This window comes from Sagittula sp. S175, assembly GCF_049800975.1.
GTDB lineage: Bacteria > Pseudomonadota > Alphaproteobacteria > Rhodobacterales > Rhodobacteraceae > Sagittula.
In genome coordinates, this window is the sequence record NZ_JBNAGB010000022.1 from 22,313 (window position 1) to 40,949 (window position 18,637).

Annotated in this window: 17 protein-coding genes; 13 read left to right on the forward strand and 4 right to left on the reverse strand. The window is 66.6% G+C overall.

The genetic code is table 11. From position 1 onward, the window contains the following. Positions 1-27 precede the first annotated feature (27 nt). From ACP16H_RS20895 to ACP16H_RS20905, 3 genes are all read left to right on the forward strand, one after another. Positions 28-1,038: an AraC family transcriptional regulator gene (locus tag ACP16H_RS20895; RefSeq protein ID WP_425074174.1), complete on the forward strand. Its 1,011-nt coding sequence runs from the start codon at positions 28-30 to the stop codon at positions 1,036-1,038. Between the two features lie 147 nt (positions 1,039-1,185). Next, complete coding sequence (locus ACP16H_RS20900) at positions 1,186-2,385, forward strand: serine hydrolase domain-containing protein (RefSeq protein ID WP_425074175.1); 1,200 nt, start codon at positions 1,186-1,188, stop codon at positions 2,383-2,385. Between the two features lie 78 nt (positions 2,386-2,463). Further along, positions 2,464-3,348, forward strand: coding sequence for a helix-turn-helix domain-containing protein (locus tag ACP16H_RS20905; protein ID WP_425074176.1), 885 nt, complete (start codon positions 2,464-2,466; stop codon positions 3,346-3,348). 46 nt (positions 3,349-3,394) lie between these two features. Here the strand turns inward: ACP16H_RS20905 and ACP16H_RS20910 are convergent, their stop codons facing one another. Then, complete coding sequence (locus ACP16H_RS20910; protein ID WP_425074177.1) at positions 3,395-5,029, reverse strand: flavin-containing monooxygenase; 1,635 nt, start codon at positions 5,027-5,029, stop codon at positions 3,395-3,397. A 233-nt stretch (positions 5,030-5,262) separates the two neighbouring features. On the opposite strand from ACP16H_RS20910, the gene ACP16H_RS20915 reads away from it, so the two are divergent. Both ACP16H_RS20915 and ACP16H_RS20920 read left to right on the forward strand, forming a co-directional pair. Then, positions 5,263-6,159 carry a zinc-dependent alcohol dehydrogenase family protein gene (locus ACP16H_RS20915; protein WP_425074178.1) on the forward strand — a complete coding sequence of 299 codons (897 nt, stop codon included), beginning with the start codon at positions 5,263-5,265 and terminating at the stop codon, positions 6,157-6,159. A gap of 3 nt (positions 6,160-6,162) precedes the next feature. Beyond that, positions 6,163-6,309, forward strand: a complete 147-nt coding sequence (locus tag ACP16H_RS20920) for a hypothetical protein (protein WP_425074179.1) — start codon at positions 6,163-6,165, stop codon at positions 6,307-6,309. A gap of 48 nt (positions 6,310-6,357) precedes the next feature. Here ACP16H_RS20920 and ACP16H_RS20925 read toward each other — a convergent pair whose 3' ends face one another. Both ACP16H_RS20925 and ACP16H_RS20930 read right to left on the reverse strand, forming a co-directional pair. Then, complete coding sequence (locus ACP16H_RS20925) at positions 6,358-6,882, reverse strand: hypothetical protein (RefSeq protein WP_425074180.1); 525 nt, start codon at positions 6,880-6,882, stop codon at positions 6,358-6,360. Between the two features lie 111 nt (positions 6,883-6,993). Beyond that, positions 6,994-10,389: an indolepyruvate ferredoxin oxidoreductase family protein gene (locus ACP16H_RS20930; RefSeq protein ID WP_425074181.1), complete on the reverse strand. Its 3,396-nt coding sequence runs from the start codon at positions 10,387-10,389 to the stop codon at positions 6,994-6,996. A gap of 124 nt (positions 10,390-10,513) precedes the next feature. Between ACP16H_RS20930 and ACP16H_RS20935 the strand changes: the two genes are divergently transcribed. The 5 genes from ACP16H_RS20935 to ACP16H_RS20955 all read left to right on the forward strand — a co-directional run bounded on the left by ACP16H_RS20935 (position 10,514) and on the right by ACP16H_RS20955 (position 15,056). Further along, on the forward strand, positions 10,514-10,990 hold the full coding sequence (locus tag ACP16H_RS20935; RefSeq protein WP_425074182.1) for an Lrp/AsnC family transcriptional regulator: 477 nt from the start codon (positions 10,514-10,516) through the stop codon (positions 10,988-10,990). 146 nt (positions 10,991-11,136) lie between these two features. Further along, on the forward strand, positions 11,137-12,198 hold the full coding sequence (locus ACP16H_RS20940; RefSeq protein ID WP_425074183.1) for an extracellular solute-binding protein: 1,062 nt from the start codon (positions 11,137-11,139) through the stop codon (positions 12,196-12,198). A 52-nt stretch (positions 12,199-12,250) separates the two neighbouring features. After that, positions 12,251-13,351 carry an ABC transporter ATP-binding protein gene (locus ACP16H_RS20945; RefSeq protein WP_425074184.1) on the forward strand — a complete coding sequence of 367 codons (1,101 nt, stop codon included), beginning with the start codon at positions 12,251-12,253 and terminating at the stop codon, positions 13,349-13,351. Then, positions 13,351-14,208, forward strand: coding sequence for an ABC transporter permease (locus ACP16H_RS20950; protein WP_425074185.1), 858 nt, complete (start codon positions 13,351-13,353; stop codon positions 14,206-14,208). The genes ACP16H_RS20945 and ACP16H_RS20950 overlap by 1 nt, the downstream gene beginning before the upstream one ends. Continuing rightward, entirely contained in the window at positions 14,205-15,056 is an 852-nt protein-coding gene (locus ACP16H_RS20955) for an ABC transporter permease (protein ID WP_425074186.1), read from the forward strand. The genes ACP16H_RS20950 and ACP16H_RS20955 overlap by 4 nt, the downstream gene beginning before the upstream one ends. 49 nt (positions 15,057-15,105) lie before the next feature. Here ACP16H_RS20955 and ACP16H_RS20960 read toward each other — a convergent pair whose 3' ends face one another. After that, positions 15,106-15,585 carry a thermonuclease family protein gene (locus ACP16H_RS20960; RefSeq protein ID WP_425074187.1) on the reverse strand — a complete coding sequence of 160 codons (480 nt, stop codon included), beginning with the start codon at positions 15,583-15,585 and terminating at the stop codon, positions 15,106-15,108. 457 nt (positions 15,586-16,042) lie between these two features. Here ACP16H_RS20960 and ACP16H_RS20965 point away from each other — a divergent pair, with 457 nt between their 5' ends. The 3 genes from ACP16H_RS20965 (at position 16,043) to ACP16H_RS20975 (ending at position 18,598) form a co-directional block, all read left to right on the forward strand. Then, on the forward strand, positions 16,043-16,936 hold the full coding sequence (locus ACP16H_RS20965) for a DMT family transporter (protein WP_425074188.1): 894 nt from the start codon (positions 16,043-16,045) through the stop codon (positions 16,934-16,936). 275 nt (positions 16,937-17,211) lie between these two features. Beyond that, positions 17,212-18,120: a GTPase Era gene (era, locus tag ACP16H_RS20970; RefSeq protein ID WP_425074189.1), complete on the forward strand. Its 909-nt coding sequence runs from the start codon at positions 17,212-17,214 to the stop codon at positions 18,118-18,120. 145 nt (positions 18,121-18,265) lie between these two features. Next, positions 18,266-18,598, forward strand: a complete 333-nt coding sequence (locus tag ACP16H_RS20975) for a DUF1491 family protein (protein WP_425074190.1) — start codon at positions 18,266-18,268, stop codon at positions 18,596-18,598. Positions 18,599-18,637: the final 39 nt, after the last annotated feature.

The following is an 18,637-nucleotide window of genomic DNA, read 5'->3' on the forward strand; positions in this document are numbered from 1 at the left end:
AACGAAATCGCGAGGAGGAGCGGGATTTTGCTTGAGCATGCCTTGATTCGCGATGCCACGGGCGCGGTGATCCCTCACGGTCCGGGCACGCATTCGCGGGACTGGGACGAGGTGGAGGCTTTTTGCAGGTCCGTCTACATGCCCTACCGCGTGCGGCCCCTGGAACGGTTCACGCGGCCCGATGCCACTCTGATCTCGGCCCGTGCCGGGCGCGTTGTGATGTCGCGTTTTTCCTATGGGACGGGCATCCATCTCGATGGTTTTGACCCGGCTGCCGGCAATATCATCGTGCTGAACACGCTGCGCGGGGCGCTGGATCATCAGACCGATGGCGGATCGGTCTCGACCGGGGCGGGCGAGAGTTTCGTGGTGGATTGCTCGCGGACGGACTACTGGCTCGAAGGCGACCCTGACCACATGCAGCTGAACCTGACCGTGCCGCATGACGTCATGGCCGACACCGCCGAGCGCTGGTTCGGCTTTGTCCCCGATGACACGCTGTGGACCAGTCGGGTCAAGTTCGGCGGGCCGGGGTCGCCCTGGCTGTCGCTGCTGGACTATGCCGCGCGCACGCTGGGACAGGCGCGCAACGGGTCTGCCGACGCGGCCATGGCGCGGCATATCGAGGAAATCCTCTGCGTCGAGCTGCTGCGCCAATGGAGCGCCGCCGCCGGGCTGTCGCTGGACACCGGCGCGCGCTGTGCCGCCCCGCGTTACGTGCGCAAGGCCGAAGAGATCATGGAAGCCGAGGCCCGCGACGCCCCCTCGATCGGCGAGGTGGCGCGGCGCGTCGGCGTCACCGCCCGCACCCTGTCGGGCGGGTTCCAGAAATTCCGTGGCACCTCGCCACGCAGTTTCCTCGCGGCACGGCGGCTGGAGGGGTTCCGCGCCGATCTCGAATCCCTGCCGGACGAGCTGACGGTCACGGCGATTGCCAGCGACTGGGGGTTCAGCAACTTCGGCGCGCTGGCGGGGCGCTACCGGGACCGCTTTGGCGAAACCCCGTCGCAGACCCGTGCCCGCAAGCCGCGCCCATAACCTGTGTCCGTAATCTGCGCCCGTAACCTGCGCCCCTAACCTGCGCCGCCCATTCAGCTTCCGAAACCGGACAGGCGGTGCCGGTCGGTGACAGTCAGCCTCCGGTCGCGGGTGCATCCTGAGATGCACTGTTCAAGGGAGGATACCATGAAGGACATTCACACAGAAGACCTCGCCGCGGCGCTCGACAGCGTGCTGCGCGGCGTCACCGAAGGCCCGGACCGCGTGCCGGGTGTCGTGGCGATGGTCACGGATCGCGACAGCGACATCTATTCGGGCGCTGCGGGCGAGCGGCGGCTGGGCGGCGATCCCATGACCGAGGACACGGTCTTTGCCATCTTCTCGACCACCAAGGCCATTGCCGGGACCACCGCCCTGCAATGCGTCGAGGAGGGGCTGCTGGATCTGGACGCGCCCGCAAAGGACTACGCCCCGGCCATCGGCACCCTGCAGGTGCTCGAAGGGTTCGACGCCGACGGCAGCCCGCGCCTGCGCGCGCCGAAATCCGACGTCACCACGCGGCAGCTGATGCTGCACACCGGCGGCTTTGGCTATGACTTCTTCAACGAGATGTACAAGCGCATGGCCGAGGAGCACGGACAGCCCTCCGTCGTCTCCGGCAGCCGCGCCGCCATCGAGACGCCGCTGCTGTTCGATCCGGGCACCAAGTGGGAGTACGGCAGCAACATCGACTGGGTCGGCCAGGTGGTCGAGGGCATCCGGGGCAAGCGGCTGGGCGAGGTCATGCGCGAGCGCGTGTTCGACCAGCTGGGCATGGACGAGATCGCCTTTACCCGCACCGACGCGATGAAGGCGCGCACGGCCACGATCCACGCGCGCGGCGGGGATATGTCCCTGACGCCGATGGACGGTTTTGCCCTGCCCGACAACCCCGAGGTCGACATGGGCGGGCATGGTCTTTACGGCACCGTGCCCGAGTACATGAAGTTCATCCGCATGTGGCTGAACGACGGCGACGGCCCGAACGGTCGCGTGTTGAAGCCCGAGACGGTGGACTGGGCGGTGAAGGGCGCGCTGGTGCCGCCGCAGGAAGTGACCATGTTGCCGGGCGTGATCCCGTCGCTGTCCAACGATGCGGAATTCTTCCCCGGCTTGGGCAAGGACTGGTCCTACACCTTCATGGTCAACACCGAAGAGGCCCCCACGGGCCGCCCGGCGGGGGCCATCGGCTGGGCGGGGCTGGCGAACTCCTTCTACTGGATCGACCGCGCGGCAGGCGTGGGGGGCTATTGGGCGACGCAGATCCTCCCCTTTGGCGACCCGACCTCCTTTGTCGGCTATCTCGACTTCGAGACGGCGGTCTACAACGCGATCCGCAACGGCTGATCGTGCTTGGGCGGGGGCGGCGATGTCGCCCCCGTTCCCGTTTGGGTACACCGCATGTCTTTGGGAGGAGGGTGCGCGATGACCGGGTTCATCAACTACGAACAACTGCCCGACTGGGTGCCGGGGCGGGTGCTGCTGGCCAGCGACGGGCTGGGCTGGAAGAATGTCGCCTGCCGCGCCTACCACTACGAAGGGCAGGACGTGATCGTGCCGGGCATGAAGGATTTCATGCTGGTGGGATACCGTTCCGGTTCGACGCCGATGCAGCGGCGTTTCGACGGGCGCTGGACGCAGGAAACCCTTGGCCCCGGCGCCGCCTCGCTCCTGACGCGGGCGCAGCAGGTGTCATGGAACTGGAAAGAGCCGATCGACGTCACCCACGTCTACCTCTCCGGCGCGCTGGTGGCCGAGGTCGCCAGCGAGGTGCTGGACTGCACGGTCTCCGAGGTCTCGCTGGCGGATGTGCTGCGCACCGACGATCCGGTGATGACGCAGGCCATGCAGATGATCGCGGGCGAGGCGCAGGCGCAGGGCCTTGGCGGCGCGCTTTACGTCGACAGCGTGGCGCGCGGGCTGGTGGTCCACCTGCTGCGCCGCTACGCCGAGGTGCGCACGCCCCTTGCCCGCCCCGAAGGCGCGCTGAGCCTGGCGCAGGAGCGGCGCATCGTCGAGTATATCAACGCGCATCTCGGCACGGGCATGGACCTCAAGGTCATGGCGGATGTGGTGGGCCTCACGCCCTGCCTGTTCGCCCGCCAGTTCCGCCGCAGCTTTGGCAAGCCGCCCTATGCCTTCGTCACCGCGCAACGGCTCGACCGCGCGCGCCGCCTGCTGGCCACCACCACCGAGCCGATCAAGACCATCGCGCTGGACTGCGGTTTCTCCGATCAGGCGCATCTGACGCGGATGTTCCGCGCCACCTACGGGGAAACGCCCGCCGTGTTCCGACGGCGGGCGTTGTAAGCCGTCTCCCGACGGCGGGCATCGTAGTCCACTCAGACCCGGCAACTCACTCCGCCGGTTCGGCCATCTCCGGCGCGCGGCTCATGGCGAAGCCTTCGTAGCCCTTGTCGGCGATCTCCTGCGCCTTGGCCCGGTAGGTGCCGACGCCGCCGGTGTAGGACAGCACGCGGCGCGGTTTGCCGGGCACGTTCGACCCGGTGTACCAGCTGTTCGTCTTGGCGATCAGCGTGGCATTGGCCGTCTCGTCGTGATGCTTCACCCAGGCGTCCTCGCCCTCGGCGGTCGGCTCGATCACCGTGGCCCCCTTGGCGCGCATGGCCTTGATGCAATCGGTGATCCACTCGGTCTGCTGTTGCAGGCAGGTGGTCATGTTGCACAGCGCCGCCGAGGGCGCGAGCGGCGCACCGGTCATGAAGAGGTTGGGGAAGCCGTATTTCTGCACCCCAAGCGTGGTGCGGATGTCCTTGTCCCACTCGCCCTTCAACGTCATGCCGTCGCGGCCGTGAATGTCGATCCGCGCCAGCGCGCCCGACCCGGCGTCAAAGCCCACCGCCATGATGATGACGTCCAGCGGATAGACGGTGCCGTCCTCCAGCTTCACGCCCTCGGGCACGATCTCGGCAATCGGGTTGTCCTTCACCGGCACCGCCTCGACGTTGTCCTGACGGTAGACCTCCAGGTAGTTCATCTCCAACGGCACGCGGTGGGTGCCGAAACCGTAATCCCCCGCCTTCGGCACGAGGATGTCGATCAGCCTCGGGTCTTTCAGCCGCGCCTCCATCTTCTCGCGGACGAACTGGCTGATCTCCTCGCTCACCGCCTCGTCAAAGAACATCTCGCCAAAGGAGGCCAGCCACAGCTTAAGCGACCCATCGGCGTGGATCTCTTCGAGGATCGCGCGGCGCTGTTCCGGGGTGCAGTCGGCCCAGACGTGTTCGAAATCGTACTCGAACCCGGTAAAGCTGTTGGGCAGCGTCTTCTGGAACTCGCCCAGACGCGCCTTGTAGGCGGCGGCCTCGGCGGGGCCGTATTTCGGGTTCTTCATCGGCAACACGTATTGCGGCGTGCGCACGAAGACGGTCATCGAGCCGACGATGGGCGCGATGGTCTGGATCACCTGGATGCCCGTCGCGCCGATGCCGATCACGCCGACGCGCTTGCCTTCCAGATCCAGCCCCTCCTTGGGGTACAGCCCCGTGTGGACGATCTGGCCCTTGAAGGTCTCCTGCCCCTTGAAGCGATCCTTGAGCGGTGCCGACAGCATCCCCGTGCAGCCGATCACGAACTGCGTGTCATATGTGTCGCCGCTGTCCGTCTCGACCGTCCAGCGCCCTTCGGCCGCGCGGTAAACCGCCTTTGTCACCTTGGACGAAAAGGTGATGTCCTTCCGCAGGTCCAGCCGGTCCGCCACGTAATGCATCCAGCGCTCGATCTCCGGCTGGGCCGGGAATCGCTCGGACCATGTCCAGTCGGTGTAGAGGCTCTCGTCGAACAGGTACTGGTAGATATAGCTCTCGCTGTCGAACTTGGCCCCGGGATAGCGGTTCCAGTACCACGTCCCGCCCACGTCCGAGGCGGCCTCCACCCCATGCACATCCATCCCCATCTCGCGCAGCTGGTGAAGCTGGTACAGCCCCGCCACGCCGGCACCGATCACGAGGGCATCAATCTTGCGCGTCATCTCTCTCTCCCGTCTTGTGTCATCGCAACCGGCGCGATCTCCTCATCGCGACACCGGTGCTGAGGGACAAGGCTAACGACGCCGCGCGGCCCCTGTATTGAACGATCCGTTCCCCTGCTTTGAACGAAACCGACAGCGGTCAGGAACCTTCAAAACCGATCCCCGGAACATTCAAGACCGCGCCCCTGACCCGCCCCTAGCCTGCCACGACCACACCCCAGGGAGGACGGGACATGAAGGCACTGATCTACAACGGCGTCGGACAAAAGGAGTGGGTGGACAAGCCCATGCCCACCCTACGGGACGCCACGGACGTCATCGTAAAGCTCACCGCCACCACCATCTGCGGCACCGACCTGCATATCCTAAAGGGCGACGTGCCCACCGTCGCGCCGGGGATCACGCTGGGCCACGAGGGTGTCGGCGTGGTCGAGGCGGTCGGCCCCGCCATTCGCGGCTTCAAGCCCGGCGACCGCGTGCTGATCGCCTGCATCACCGCCTGCGGCTCCTGCCGGAACTGCCGCAAGGGTATGCACGCGCATTGCACCGATGGCGGCGGCTGGCAGCTGGGCCACATGATCGACGGCACGCAGGCGGAATACGTGCGTATCCCGCATGGCGACTTCAGCCTGCACCGCATCCCCGAAGGCATGGACGAAGAGGCGCTCGTCATGCTGTCGGACATCCTGCCCACCGGCTTCGAGATCGGCGTCCTGTCTGGCAAGGTCACTCCGGGTGACACGGTCGCCATCGTCGGCGCGGGCCCGGTCGGCATGGCCGCGCTGCTCACCGCGCAGTTCTATGCGCCCGCGCGCATCATCATGGTGGACATGGACCCCAAGCGCCTCGCCATGGCCCGCCAGTTCGGCGCAAGCGACACCATCGACGTCTCCGAAGGCAATGCCGCCGAGGCCATCATGGCCATGACCGACGGCGTCGGTGTCGACGTGGCGATGGAGGCCGTGGGCATCCCGAAGACCTTCGAGCTGTGTCAGGACATCATCGCGCCGGGGGGCCGCATCGCCAACATCGGCGTGCATGGGACAAAGGTGGACCTCGCGCTGGAAAAGCTGTGGATCCGCAACATCTCGATTTCCATGGGTCTGGTGAACACCGACACGATGCAGTAATTGATGCGCTCGGTTCAGGCCGGGCAGATCGACCCGTCGCGGCTCATCACCCATCGCTTTGACCTGGACGACATCCTTCAGGCCTACGAGGTCTTCGGCAATGCCGCCGAGGAAGGCGCGCTCAAGGTCCTGCTCACGGCCCCGGCCTGAGCCCGTTCGCCCGAACAACCGCATCGCGCCACGCCCGGCGCGATGCCCCTAGGCCCAATCTTCGAATTCCGCGGGCAGCAGGGGCTTGAGCCGATAGAGGAACATGTCGATTTCCAGCGCCATGCCGACCTCGAAATCGTTCAGTTCCGCGCCGCTCCAGTGACGCTGCTCCAGCAGGGCCAGCAGCTCTCGCCGTGTCTGGTCGTCACCGGCAGGCAGGTCGCAGGCCCCGGCGGCGCGCAGCAGGTCGATACGCTTGTGCAGTTCGCGCATGGCCGCGAAGGCTTCGGTCATCGGGCGCGTCAGCCGGGGATCGTCGCGCCACGACCGCCCGCCGAACACCTCCTGCACCACGCGGTTCCCCGCGCCAAGGCAATCATAGGCCACACAGCCCGCCATGCCCTCCTGCGTCAGCCGCTCGTGGATCGTGCAGCCATGGCCCGACAGGTTCCGGCACGGCTCGCCGGGATTCTTGTCAAAGGCAAAGTCCCGCCCCTTGTCAAAGGCCAGCGTCAGGCAGCACAGGGCCGCGCATTTCGAACACTCCGTAACAAGGTGATCTGTCGTGGACATCAGCAGGCTTCCTTTGGCGGGACCGGACAGAGTGACCGGACAGCGGGACGGGGCAGCGGGACGGGGCAGGCCCCCGCCCTATCCCGCGAAATGCCCCCGAGGTTCAAGGTCTCACCCCACGGCCCGCATCCCGGCCAAAGCCTCGCGCGCGGCCTGTTCCTTGACCGGGCCAAAGCCGCGCACCTCCATCACACGCCCTGCGGCCTCGGCCGCCCCGGCAACGTTCTGCGCCGTCAGCCCGGCCACCAGCCGGTCCAGCATCGCGCCATAGGCGGCGATCAACTGCCGCTCCATCCGGCGCTCCGCCGTCCGGCCAAAGGGGTCGAACGCCGTGCCGCGCAGCCGCTTGCCCCTGGCCAGCACCGCCATCACGGGCCGTATCCACGGGCCAAAGGCACGCTTCATGGGCCGTCCCCGCGCATCCCTGCCCGGCAGCATCGGCGGCGCAAGGTGGTGCGTCACGGTGAACGCGCCCTCGAAGCGGTCCTTCAGCCCCTCGACGAACCCGGTCGCCGTGTGCAGCCGCGCGACCTCGTATTCGTCCTTGTAGGACATGAGCTTGAACAGGCCTTTCACCGCTGCCTCGGTCAGCGCACCGGGGGCGCCTGTCACGCGGGTCTCGGCCTCGCGGACGCGGGCGATGGCGTCGCGGTACCGCCCGGCCCAGGCCGCATCCTGATAGTCCGTCAGAAAGGCCACCCGCCGCGCGATCCGCTCGTCGAGCGTCTGCACCGGGGCCGCGACCAGACCCGCCGCCTCGGCCACCGCCACCGCATCCTGCGCCGCGATCCGGCCCCAGCCAAAGGCGCGCCGATTCAGGTCCGGCTTCACGCCGTTCAGGTCGATGGCCCGCATCAGCGCCTCCAGCGACAGCGGCACCAGCCCCGCCTGCCACGCCGCCCCCAGCATCATCACGTTGGCAAAGACCGTGTCGCCCAGCAAAGCCTCGCTCAGCGCGTTGGCATCCAGCGCGGTCAGCGCGCCCATATGCGCCGCCACGGCCTCCAGCCGCGCGCCAGCGTTCAGGTCGGCATCGCGGTTCTGCACCAGGTCGCCCGTCGGCATCACCGCCGTATTGACCACCCCGCGCGTCCCCGCGTGAAAGGTCTGCGAGGCCTTGGGCGACGACGACACGACGATATCGCAGCCGATCAACGCATCGGCGCTGGCCGGTTCGACCCGCACCTGGTTCACCTGCGCCGCGTCCCGCGCCATGCGGATATAGCTGATGACCGGGCCGAATTTCTGGGCGAAGCCCATGAAATCCAGCACCGACGCGCCCTTGCCCTCGAGGTTCGCCGCCATGGCGATCAGCTGCCCGACCGTGACGACACCCGTGCCACCGACCCCCGTGACCACGATGTCCCAGGGCGCCTCCAGCGACGGCTTCGCAGGCGCGGGCAAGGTTCTGGACAGCCGCTCGAACGCCGCCTCTCCGCGCTGCGCACCCTTCTTCAGGGTCGCCCCTTCGACGGTCACGAAGCTGGGGCAGAACCCGTTCAGGCAGGTGAAATCCTTGTTGCAGGTGTTGAGGTTGATCTTCCGCTTGCGGCCAAACTCCGTCTCCAGCGGCTCGACGCTGAGGCAGTTCGATTCGACCGAGCAATCGCCGCAGCCCTCGCAGACCAGCGGGTTGATGACCGCAAACCGCTTTGGGTCCTCCATGCGCCCGCGCTTGCGCAGGCGGCGTTTCTCGGTGGCGCAGGTCTGCTGGTAGATCAGCACCGTGGTCCCCGGCACCTCGCGCAGCTCGCGCTGCACGCGGTCCATCTCGCTGCGATGAAACGCCTGCACGCCCGCCACCTTCGGCAGGCCCTCCGGCTGATCCGACACCATCACGACCCGTTTCGCCCCCTCGGCCAGCACCGACCGCGCAATCGCCTCGACCGAGATCGGCCCGTCCACCGTCTGCCCGCCGGTCATGGCCACCGCATCGTTGAACAGGATCTTGAAGGTGATGTTGGTCCCGGCGGCAATCGCCTGCCGCACCGCCAGCGAGCCCGAATGGTAATAGGTCCCCTCGCCAAGGTTCTGGAACACATGGCGGTTGCCGTTGAACCGCGACCGCGCCACCCAGTTGACGCCCTCGCCGCCCATCTGGATCAGCGACGTGGTGTTGCGCCCCATCCAGCTTGCCATGAAGTGACAGCCGATGCCCGCAAAGGCCTGTGACCCCTCGGGGACCTTGGTCGAGGTGTTGTGCGGGCAGCCCGAACAGAAATACGGCGTCCGCGTCGCGCCGGGGATCGAGATCGGCGCAGGCGCATCTGTGACATGGGCGGCCTGCGCCCTCAGGTCCGCGATGCCATTGACCGCCAGCCGGTCCGCGATGTGCCGCGCCAACATCACCGGCCCCAGCTCCGAGGTCCAGGGGATCAGCCGCTTGCCCGCCTCGTCGCGCTTGCCGACCATGCGGCGTGGTTTGTGACCGGGGAAGTCGTAGAAATACTCCTTCAGCTGGCTCTCGATGATGCCGCGCTTTTCCTCGACGACCAGCAGCTCGTCCTTCTCCCGGGCAAAGTCCAGCGCGCCCTCGTGTTCCAGCGGCCAGACCATCCCGACCTTGTACAGGTCGATGCCCAGCGCCTCGGCCCCGGCCCGGTCGATGCCCAGCAGCCGCAGCGCCTCCAGCACGTCCAGATGCGCCTTGCCGGTGGTGACGATGCCGAACCGCGCCGCGTGCCCCCATTCCGCCCGGTCGATCGGGTTGGCGCGGGCAAAGGCCATCACGGCGGCCTTCTTGTGCTCCAGCCGCGCCTCGATCTGCGGTCCGGGCAGGTCGGGCCAGCGATAGTGCAGCCCGTCCGCGGGGGCGTCGAAGTCCGGCATCACGAATGCCCGGTCCGGCGCGAGGTCAAAGGACATGCCCGATTCGACCGTCTCCGAGATCGCCTTGAACCCGACCCACATCCCCGAGAACCGCGAAAGCGCGTAGCCCCACTCGGCGAAGGGCAGGAATTCCGCCACATTCGCCGGGTTCAGCACCGGCATGAAGAAGTTCATGAAGGCCACGTCCGACTGGTGCGACATGGACGACGACACGCAGCCGTGGTCATCCCCCGCCACCACCAGAACGCCCCCGTGCGGCGAGGACCCGTAGGCGTTGCCATGCTTCAGCGCGTCGCCCGCCCGGTCCACCCCCGGCCCCTTGCCGTACCACAGGCCGAACACCGCCTGACAGGTCTTGTGCCGGTCGCTTTCCACCTGCTGCGTGCCGATCATCTGCGTCGCGCCGAATTCCTCGTTCACCGCAGGCAGGAAGGTCACGCCCGCCGCCTCCACCAGCTGTGCGTTGCGCCCGATCTCCAGGTCGATCCCGCCCACGGGCGAGCCGCGATAGCCCGAGACATAGCCCCGCGTGTCCAGCCCCCGCGCCCGGTCGCGCCGCGCCTGATCCAGCGCGATGCGGACAATCGCCTGCGTCCCCGTCAGAAAGACGCGACCTTCGGTCTTCGTGTAGCGGTCGCTCAGGGCATAGTCGCGCAGAATGGGCGTCTGGTCGGTCATGGCGGGGCTCCTCGGGAAAACATGTCCTCCGCCCTCATCTTGGCCCGGCGCGCGTGAAAAGGGCTTTCAACCTGTCGCAACGCGAGGCAAACTTTGATCCAATCCCTTCATATTTGAACACAAGATGACAGACCCACATCACATATCGGAAACCGAAGCCAAACTTCTCTCGATCCTGCAACGCGACGCCTCGGCCAGCGTGGCCGAGCTGGCAGAGGCCACCAACACCTCTCCGGCGACCGTCTGGCGCCGCATCCGCGCGCTGGAGGACCGGGGCGTCATCGGTCCGCCCGTGCGCCTTGTCGATCCGGCCCGCGTCGGACGCGGCATGGATGTCTACTGCCAGGTGCGGATGAAATCGCAGGACGCCGCGGCCCGCGCCGCCTTTCAGCGCGCGGTGGACGACGAGCCGTCGATTCTCGAGGTCTACTCCGTCTCGGGCGACTGGGATTACATGCTGCACATGGTCGTGCGCGACATCGCCGATTTCGAGGCCATTCTCATGCGCCGCCTGCTGGAACTGGACTGCGTGGCGGGCACCTCGACCGTCTTCGCCCTCCGGCGCATCAAGCACACGCGCGAAATCCCTCTGGGCCGCTGACCGCCCGGCCATTTTTCCCACCTGTCACAGAGCCGTCGCACAAACCGGAGACAAGGACGCGTTTCGCGTCGAACGAAAAATTTGACCAATTGGTCCGACGCGCGCATGCTGACCGGAACAAGAAAACACGACAGAGAGGATACTCCATGACCAGAACAGTTCTGCTCGCTACCACCCTGCTGGCGGGCCTCGCCTCCGTTGCGCAGGCCGACACGCTGCGCCTGCTGACATGGGGCGGCTACGCGCCCGACGACGTGGTGCAGATGTTCGAGGAACAAACCGGCCACACGGTCGAGGTCACCAAGTCCAACAACGAGGAAATGATCGCCAAGCTGCGCGCCACCGGCGGCGGCGGCTTCGACCTCGCGCAGCCCAGCCAGGACCGCGTCATGGGTCCGCAGATGGAATTCGGCATCTACAAGCCGATCGACGTGTCCAAGCTGAACCAGGACCTGTTCATCCCGTCGATGCTGAAGGCGACGATGGAGAACACCACTGTGAACGGTGACGTCTACGGCGTGCCGCATGTCTGGGGCACCTCCGGGCTGGTGATGAACACCGCCGAGGCAGGCGCGGTCGTCAAGGATTATACCGACCTCTGCGCGCCGGAAGTGGCGGGCAAGGTGTCCTACCGCCTGAAGCGCCCGACGCTGATCGGCTTTGCCTTCGCCATGGGCGAAGACCCCTTTGCCGCCTATGGCGACGAGGCGAAGTACAAGGAAATCATGGAAAAGGTCGAGGCCAAGCTGACCGAGTGCAAGGCCAACGTCAAAACCTACTGGGGGGGCGGCGACGAGCTGATGAACCTCGTGCGTTCGGGCGAAGTGACCGCGTCGATGGCATGGGACACCGGCGGCTGGAAGCTGAACGACGACAACAAGGACATCACCTTTGTCGCGCCCGCCTCCGGTGCGCTGGGCTGGATCGACACCTTCGTGCTGCCCGCCAAGGGGCAGGCCGATCAGGCGGCCTATGACTGGATCAACTTCGTGATGCAGCCGGAAATCGCGGCCAAGATCACCGAAGCGGCGGGCAACTTCACCGCCTCCGCCGGGTCGGACGCCTTTGCCGAAGAGGGCCTGAAGGCCAAGTATCAGGCCAGCTTCCCGCAGGAGGCCATCGACAACATCAAGTGGTATCCGCCGGTGCCCGCGGGCCTCGAAGCCATCGAAGGCGAAGTGCTGGACCGCGTCCAGGCGGCGAACTGACCATCCGGGCGGCCCCCTGCGTCGGGGCCGCCCCCCTTCAAACGGACTCCCCATGACCCCTGATCTGGAATGCGTCGATCTGGTAAAACGGTTCGACGAGACCACCGCCGTCGACAACGTGTCCTTCTCGGTGCCGCCGGGCAGTTTCTTTTCCATCCTCGGCCCCTCCGGCTGCGGCAAGACGACGATCATGCGCATGATCGCGGGCTTCCTCGACCCGACCTCGGGCGATATCCGGATCAAGGGCGGCTCGGTGCTGGACACGCCCCCGAACAAGCGCCCGGTGAACATGGTGTTTCAGCATCTGGCCCTGTTCCCCATGATGACCATTGCCGAGAACATCGGCTACGGGCTGCGGCGGCGGGGTCTGCCGAAGGATCAGATCGCGCGCAAGGTCGACGAGGCGCTCGACCGGATCGGCCTGCCGGGGATCGGCAAACGCAAGGTCGATGAACTGTCGGGCGGGCAAAAGCAGCGCGTGGCCATCGCCCGCTGCATGGTGCTGGAACCCGACGTTCTGCTGCTGGACGAACCGCTCGGCGCGCTGGACCTGAAGCTGCGCGAACACATGAAGGTCGAGCTGAAATCGCTTCAGGCCGCCTTTGACACCACGTTTGTCTACATCACCCACGACCAGTCCGAGGCGCTGGTCATGTCCGACCAGATCGCCGTCATGAACCATGGCCGCTTCGAACAGGTCGGCACGGGTCAGGACCTGTACTACCGCCCCGACACGCCCTTCGTCGCCGGGTTCATCGGCGAATCGAACCGCTGGAAAGGCCGCATCGAGCGCGCCTCCGGCACCGAGGTGCAGTTGCGCACCGACACCGGCCTCGCCATGCGCGCCACGGGCGCCGCCCTGCCCGAGGGCGCAGAGGCCGAGATCTTCGTCCGCCCCGAATCCATCCGCCTCGCCGCCTCGGCCGAGGCGCTGTCCACCTTCGACAACCGCCTGCAGGGCACCGTGACCAGCATCCTCTTCAACGGCGCGGCCTCGCGCGTGCTGGTGCAGGACGACGCGGGCGAAACGCTCGAAGTCACCCTGCCCCAATCCGGCGAATTCGCGGCGCTCAAGCGCGGCGACACGGTGCACATCGGCTGGGGCGCGGGGCAGGCCACCTGTTTCGGGGCGACCTGTTTCGGGGCAACCTGATGCGCAGCCAGTCCCGCATCGCGTTTTACCTGCTGCTGACGCCCCTGGTGTTGTGGCTCGGCCTGCTCATCCTCATCCCGCATATCGACATGGCGCTGATCTCGCTGCGCGAACGCATCAGCTTTGGCGTCTACGAACCCAGCCTGACGCATTACGAGAAAGCGCTGACCGAACCGCTGTACCTGCGCACCTTTGCGCGCACCGCCGTCATGTCCGTGCTGGCCACCCTCATCACCCTGCTGATCGCCTTCCCGGTCGCCTATTACATCGCCAAGATGGCCAAGGGACGCCTGCAACAGGTGCTCTTCATGCTCTGCCTGATCCCGTTCTACGTCTCCGAACTGGTGCGCACCTTCGGCTGGATGATCCTGCTGCGCGAAACCGGCCTCGTGTCGAACCTGCTGCAATGGACCGGCCTCGCCGACCAGCCGGTCGAGCTGCTCTACACCGACGCCACCATGATGGTCGGCCTCGTCTACACCTCCATGCTGTTCATGGTGGTGCCGCTGGTGACAACGCTGCAAAGCCTCGACGACAGCGTGATCGAGGCGGGCTACGACCTCGGCGGCAACGGGCTGTCGGTGCTGCGCGAGATCATCATCCCCCACGCCATGCCGGGCATCGTCTCGGGCTGCATCGTGGTCTTCATGCTGTCGCTGGGCAACTACCTGACGCCCACCATGCTCGGCGGCAAGGACAGCCTCTGGTTCACCGAGATGATCTACAACCAGTTCATCGTGCGCTCGAACTGGGAGCTCGGCGCGGCCTTCGGCTTCCTGCTGCTGCTGCTGTCCTCCGTGATCGTCTGGGGGATGCTGAAACTGACAGGCCGCACGTTGAAGGAGACCATGGGATGATCCCGACGATCCCCTCCTCCCGCGCCTTCCGCTGGACCTACGGCGCCTATGTCGCGCTGTTCTTCGTCTACCTCGCCCTGCCGCTGACCGTGGTCGCGGTCTTCGCCTTCAACGACAGCCAGTTCCCCTCGCTGCCTTGGGAAGGCTTTACGTGGAACTGGTTCTTCGGCGACACCCGCCCGCAGATCGGCGTGTTCCACGAACGCGGCATCCTGCGCGCCATCGGCACCTCGGCCTTCGTCGCGCTCTGCGTGGCGGTGCTGTCGGTGGGGGTCGGCACCACCAACGCCTTCCTCTTCAACCGCTACGACTTTCGCGGCAAGGGGCTGCTGTACGTCCTGATGCTGCTGCCGCTGGTGATCCCCGGCATCGTGCTGGGCATCTCGATCCTCGTGGCCTCCTCGACGCTGGCCAACGGGCTGTGGGACATGGCGCAGGTGGACATCCAGGCCCTGCGCCCCGGCCTGCTGCTGGTGGTGCTGGGTCAGTTCAGCTTCATCACCACCATCGCCACGCTGGTGATCTCCGCCCGCCTGCAAAAGTTCGACCGCACGCTGGAGGACGCGGCGCTGAACCTCGGCGCGGACCGGCTGACGGCGGTACGCACGATCACCCTGCCCTTCCTCGCCCCGGCCATGGTCGGCGCGGTGGTCGTGGCCTTCCTCATGAGCTTCGAGAACTTCAACACCACGCTGATGCTGGTGGGGTCGGATGCGCCGCTGACCATCGCCATGTTCGACCGGCTCAAGGAAGGCTCCACCCCCCTGCTCAACGCCGTCTCGCTGCTGTTGATGCTGGGGTCGTCGCTGCTGGCGATGCTGGTGATCGTGTTCCAGCGCCGCCCCTGAGGCCTGCGCTGCGGCCGGAACCTTGCAAAGGTTCCGGCCCGAAATCCTGTCAGGATTTCGCCCCGCCCGCCTCCGAGGCACGCGCCCCCTTGCGCGCCTCGAACTGCGCCCAGACGTGCATGTGCCCCTTCTGCCGCGCCGCCGCCAACCACAACTTGCGCCGCACGTCGGCAACCTCGAGGGCCGCATAGCACCCGCCCGAGAACTTCGGCCAATCCAGCGCCAGCCCCTGCTTCACCAATTCCGCCGAGAGGTCGCGCCCGTCGGGCAGCAGGCAGCGCGCCACCGTCCGCCCATGCGCGTCCTCGTCCACCACCTCTGCACTGACGATCTGCCCCTTGCACAGCCGCATCATCGCCCGCTTGGCATTCAGCCCATGCGGATGATCCAACTCCGGTGCGTCGATCCCGAACAGCCGCAAACGCACCCCTGCCACATCGATCGTATCCCCGTCGATCACCCAGGCCTTGCCCTTCAGGATCTTGCGCACCGGGCCGGGCGCACAGGCCGACGGATCGCCCTCCCCCACGACTTCCCCGGACTCCCCAGAGGCGTCGTCTCCAGCGGCACATGGCGTCGCTCGCCCGGCTGGGACCGGCCTGCCAACTTGTCTGCCAGGATCTCCTCCGCCCGGGATTGGATGCGATCCGTCCGCTCCCGCCCCGGCCGTCCCAATGGCATCGTTTCGAGCGTCACATGCCGTCGTGGGGCAGGTCGACCGTGACCCGACGCCCTCAGACGATCCGCTTCCGCTCGGCGGCGGACGGCGTCCTCATCCTGCTGCTTTCGCTCCGCCTGTTGCGTCAGGATCACCGCAACAGCAACGACAAGAACCATGACAATGACGGCAACGATCCAAACGACCACGGAAAACTTCACCTCTTTAAAATGCTGCAAAGACAAGACCTGAAACGCGGCCGCGCCACAACCCCTTGCCCTACCGCCCGCGCCGTGACACCCCTGTCACGCGCATCACGGACAGGCCCATGACCGACAACCTCCGCGGCTCCCTCTTCATGATCCTCGCCATGCTGGGCTTCGGGATCGAGGACGCCTTCTTCAAGGCCGCCACCGCCACGGGGGGCATCACCCCCGGCATGGGCACCGTGCAGTTCGGCCTGTCCGCCATGATCCTCTACGCGCTTTACGCCCGCCAACAGGGCGTCCCCGTCTGGACCCCCGAATACCTCAAACGTGGCCTGCTGATCCGCACCGGGTTCGAGATCCTCGGCCGCCTGTTCTTTGCCCTCAGCCTTGCCTACACGCCGCTCTCCACCACCTCCGCCATCCTGCAGGCCGCACCGCTTGTCGTGATGCTCGGCGCGGGACTGATCCTGGGCGAGCGCATCGGCCCGATGCGCTGGCTCGCCATGGCCGTGGGCTTCGTCGGCGTGCTGCTCATCATCCGCCCAACGCCCGAGGCCTTCCGCGCCGACGCGATCCTCGCCGTGCTGGGCATGATCGGCTTCGCAGGCCGCGACCTCGCCACGCGCACCGCGCCGATGCATGTCCATGCCGCGCAACTGGGCGTGCTGGGCTTTGCCGTGGTGACCTTTGCCGGGCTTGTGATCCTGCTGTTCGAACCGGGCGCGCCCAGCCTGCCGACGCCCCATGCGGCGCTGCTCATCTGCGGCACGGCCATCGCGGGCGTGATCGGCTACACCGCGATCACATGGGCGATGCGCACGGGCGAAGTCTCGGTCGTCGCGCCCTTCCGCTATTCGCGGCTGCTGGTGGCGCTGGTGCTGGCCTACACGCTGTTCGACGAACGCCCGGACGCGCTGACCCTCGCGGGCGCGGCGCTGATCGTCGGGTCCGGCACGTGGTCCCTGATCCGCGACGGGCGACGCCGGAAATCGCAGCGCCTCACGCGAACGTGAGCGGCAATTCCGCCGATGTCTCCGCTGACCGCGCCCCGCACGCGATTTAGGCCAGGTTCCCGATTCGACCCCGCTCCCACGCGCGCCAAACCCCTTAACAACCGGCCGGAAAAGCCCCCCAAACCGGCCGGGACTCACCTTAAAAATCGGTAAACCTGCCCGAGTTAACGCCCCGCACGGCGCGCACCGGACAAGGCAAAGCCTTTGTGCTATGGCGAAACCATGCGAAACCCGCTATGGGGACGCCTTCAACTCCAGGACCAGATACCCCAGACATGACCACACGCGCCGGATTCATCGCCCTGATCGGAGAGCCCAACGCAGGCAAATCCACCCTGACGAACCGCATGGTCGGGGCGAAGGTTTCCATTGTAACTCATAAGGTTCAGACCACCCGCGCCCGCATCCGCGGCGTCGCGATGGAAGGCGACAGCCAGCTGATCTTCGTCGATACGCCCGGCCTGTTCCAGCCGCGCCGACGTCTCGATCGCGCCATGGTCGCCGCCGCCTGGGGCGGGGCATCGGACGCCGACGTTGTGGTCCTTCTGGTCGAGGCGCACCGCGGCATCACCGACGGCGTAAAGCGCATCCTCGAAGGTCTGCAAGACCTGCCCAAGGGCCGCAAAATCGCCCTTGCAATCAACAAGATAGACCGCGTGAAGGCCGAAGAGCTGCTGGCCCTGTCAAAAGCGCTCAACGAGTCCTTCACCTTCCTGAAGACCTTCATGATTTCCGCCGAACGCGGCTATGGCGTGGACGATCTGCGCACTTGGCTGGCGCAGGAAATCCCCGAAGGGCCATGGCTCTACCCCGAGGACCAGATCGCCGACCTGCCCATGCGCATGATCGCGGCGGAAATGACCCGCGAGAAACTCACCCTGCGCCTGCATCAGGAACTGCCCTACCAGCTGACGGTGGAAACCGAACACTGGACCGAACGCGACGACGGCTCCGCCCGGATCGACCAGGTGATCTACGTCGCCCGCGACGGCCACAAGGGCATCATCCTCGGCCACAAGGGCGAGACGATCAAGGCGATCTCCAAGGCCGCGCGCGAGGAACTCTCTGAATTCCTTGGACGAAAAGTCCACCTCTTCCTTCAGGTCAAGGTCCGCGAGAATTGGCTGGAGGAGGCCGAGCGCTACTCGGAAATGGGCCTCGATTTCAAGGACGGCAACGCCTGACACCCCCCGGGGCCGGGCGGTCCGACCTTCATTGAACCCGCCCTCTCCTGCTTCTTTGGTTTCCCAAATACCCTCGGGGGAGGCGCCACAGGCGCCGGGGGCAGAGCCCCCCCTCCGACAGACCCGCCGACGCACCGGAATCGCCATGTCCCCCCGCCTCACCGCCCGCTTCTGGGTCGACGCCTACCTCGCCCGCCTGCGCCTCTACGACATCCCTGCCTTCGTCACCGCCCACGGCGACGACACCGCAGGTGCCGTACTGGTCAAACTCGCCACGCTCGACGGTCAGGCCCGCGCCTTCACCCGCAGTTTCGACCTGATGACCGGCGCGCGCCACTGGGCGGAACTCACCTCCGGCGCAGAGCGCGATGTCGACGAAGCCATTGCGAAACAACGTTCTTTCGACCCGGACCTCTGGGTCATCGAGGTCGAGGACCGGCAGGGTCGCCACCTGCTCGATCAGGACGGTCTTGCCTAGGCACCCCGCAGCCACAGGCGTAGGTCGGGGTTACACCCC

Coding starts and splice junctions, on each gene's coding strand:
- ACP16H_RS20915 (WP_425074178.1), top strand. CDS start 5,263: ATGAAGGCACTGATCTACAACGGCGTCGGACAAAAGGAGTGGGTGGAC.
- ACP16H_RS20955 (WP_425074186.1), top strand. CDS start 14,205: ATGATCCCGACGATCCCCTCCTCCCGCGCCTTCCGCTGGACCTACGGC.
- ACP16H_RS20935 (WP_425074182.1), top strand. CDS start 10,514: ATGACAGACCCACATCACATATCGGAAACCGAAGCCAAACTTCTCTCG.
- ACP16H_RS20965 (WP_425074188.1), top strand. CDS start 16,043: ATGACCGACAACCTCCGCGGCTCCCTCTTCATGATCCTCGCCATGCTG.
- ACP16H_RS20920 (WP_425074179.1), top strand. CDS start 6,163: ATGCGCTCGGTTCAGGCCGGGCAGATCGACCCGTCGCGGCTCATCACC.
- ACP16H_RS20900 (WP_425074175.1), top strand. CDS start 1,186: ATGAAGGACATTCACACAGAAGACCTCGCCGCGGCGCTCGACAGCGTG.
- ACP16H_RS20925 (WP_425074180.1), bottom strand. CDS start 6,882: ATGTCCACGACAGATCACCTTGTTACGGAGTGTTCGAAATGCGCGGCC.
- ACP16H_RS20940 (WP_425074183.1), top strand. CDS start 11,137: ATGACCAGAACAGTTCTGCTCGCTACCACCCTGCTGGCGGGCCTCGCC.
- ACP16H_RS20975 (WP_425074190.1), top strand. CDS start 18,266: ATGTCCCCCCGCCTCACCGCCCGCTTCTGGGTCGACGCCTACCTCGCC.
- ACP16H_RS20945 (WP_425074184.1), top strand. CDS start 12,251: ATGACCCCTGATCTGGAATGCGTCGATCTGGTAAAACGGTTCGACGAG.
- ACP16H_RS20910 (WP_425074177.1), bottom strand. CDS start 5,029: ATGACGCGCAAGATTGATGCCCTCGTGATCGGTGCCGGCGTGGCGGGG.
- era (WP_425074189.1), top strand. CDS start 17,212: ATGACCACACGCGCCGGATTCATCGCCCTGATCGGAGAGCCCAACGCA.
- ACP16H_RS20950 (WP_425074185.1), top strand. CDS start 13,351: ATGCGCAGCCAGTCCCGCATCGCGTTTTACCTGCTGCTGACGCCCCTG.
- ACP16H_RS20930 (WP_425074181.1), bottom strand. CDS start 10,389: ATGACCGACCAGACGCCCATTCTGCGCGACTATGCCCTGAGCGACCGC.
- ACP16H_RS20905 (WP_425074176.1), top strand. CDS start 2,464: ATGACCGGGTTCATCAACTACGAACAACTGCCCGACTGGGTGCCGGGG.